A 1,631-nucleotide genomic window follows, 5' to 3' on the forward strand; every position below is an offset into this window, starting at 1 on the left:
AAATAGTAGCCTCATCTAATCTTTTTTGATAAAAGATTCTTAAACACATATATAAAATCAAACCAATTAAAATAAAAATACATATAATAAATAACATTCTCTTCATTTCACTACCTCTAATATATTTTCATAACCAGCTGCAGATTCAGCATTTAAAAAGTTTATTATGTCATCAAACTGTTCTTGGCAACTTGAACTAACTGTAATACATCCATGAGATACTGTTCCTATATGCAAATTTGCCCCAGCCCTCTTGACACCAAGATAATGTAAAATAGAATCAATCTTACTCCATCCAACAGGTTGTAACGCGTACCATCCCTCATGACCTGGAATGGTATTTGGTTTCATTGTAAATACCCCCGGCCAAATTGGTCCATAATCTTGTACATTCACCGAGTCAGGATTATTTTTATGTTCATTACGACCAGAATGAATACAGCTAGGATCAATACTTTTTATTAAATTTGGTGTATTTGGATTCTTTGATTTACAAACAAATGTTTGTAGGGTAATAGAATACTGACAAGTTGGTATTTTAGCTGCTCTTGCAGAGGAACCATAATAATCCCCAAACTGATCAACATTATTATTTGGCGATAATCCTAATGGATCAACATAAGAAATCGCATTTCGAGCCAAAGAATACAAATTCATCCCCCCATCAATCCAATCGGGTCCTGTTGCGTAAACCGCCCGATATGCGGGTCGTAGTAGCGGAAGAAGTTGTAGTGCAAACCGGTTTCTTCGTCGGCATACTGGTTCTGCAGGCGGAACGGTTGGTGGGTGGTCCGTTGGGCATGACGGTTGCTGTCATGAATAAGCTGTCCCCAAGCGTCATAACGTCCTTTCCAAAGGAGTTTGCCTTGGCTGTCTGTCATTTCTCTTGGCACGCCGATTTGGTCACAGTGGAAGTAGTTCACGGTATGTTGTGCGTTTTCACTCTCTTTATAACACTGTGCCAGCGGTTCATAGCTGTCGGGATGGGTGTAAATGTAAGTGAAAGTGCGGTCGGTTTTTTCGTTGTTTTTCCCTTTGCGAATCTCCTGCACTAAGTGTGAGCCCGCCCAGATAAATTGCGTGTGGCATTGTTTTTCGCCTTGTTTGTTCAGTTTGGATTTCGCAATCCGTCTGCCCAGTGGGTCATAATCATACACCCAGCTTTCGGTGGTGTAACGGTTATGGATATCTGCCCGAATCAGTTGATGTTTTAAGTCGTAGGTATAACGCTGATAGTCACCATTAGCAGTTTGGCATTCGGTGAGGTTTCCGAGACTGTCGTAAGTGTAACGCACACCTTGATAGTGGCTCAGGCGGTTGTTAATCACCTTTTCCGTCGGGTCGTTGATAAGGTTACTTGCCGGGTCAAAGTAAAAATGCTGACTATGCCCTTGGCTAGCCGCTTTGGCAATGCGTCCCAAGTTGTCGTATTGATACTGCGTCTGTTGTGGTGCCTCAAAGGGCTGTTGTGGGCAGTGGGTACGGGTTTGGATAAGGTGACCCAATTCGTCATAGCCATAAGTGCGGTCGATTTGCACGGCGTTTTGTTGATTTGCAAGTCCTGCCTGTTGTTGGACCAAGCGCCCCATCTCATCATAACAATAACGTCCGTTAAGCGCCCCCTGGCTGCG

General features: G+C 43.0%; 2 protein-coding genes. Both read right to left on the bottom strand.

Going from position 1 to position 1,631, the window contains the following annotated elements; all coding sequences use genetic code 11:
- Nucleotides 1-102: 102 nt before the first annotated feature.
- On the bottom strand, nt 103-657 hold the full coding sequence (locus QZ106_RS10285) for a tlde1 domain-containing protein (protein ID WP_295976713.1): 555 nt from the start codon (nt 655-657) through the stop codon (nt 103-105).
- A partial coding sequence (locus QZ106_RS10290; RefSeq protein WP_295976714.1) for an RHS repeat-associated core domain-containing protein occupies nt 654-1,631 on the bottom strand: 978 nt, incomplete at its 5' end. The genes QZ106_RS10290 and QZ106_RS10285, both read right to left, overlap by 4 nt.

It is taken from the genome of uncultured Aggregatibacter sp. (genome assembly GCF_901873365.1).
Classification (GTDB): Bacteria; Pseudomonadota; Gammaproteobacteria; order Enterobacterales; family Pasteurellaceae; genus Aggregatibacter.

Excerpts from the sequence above, each read along its gene's own strand:
- QZ106_RS10285 (WP_295976713.1), bottom strand. The coding sequence starts at position 657 with ATGAATTTGTATTCTTTGGCTCGAAATGCGATTTCTTATGTTGATCCA.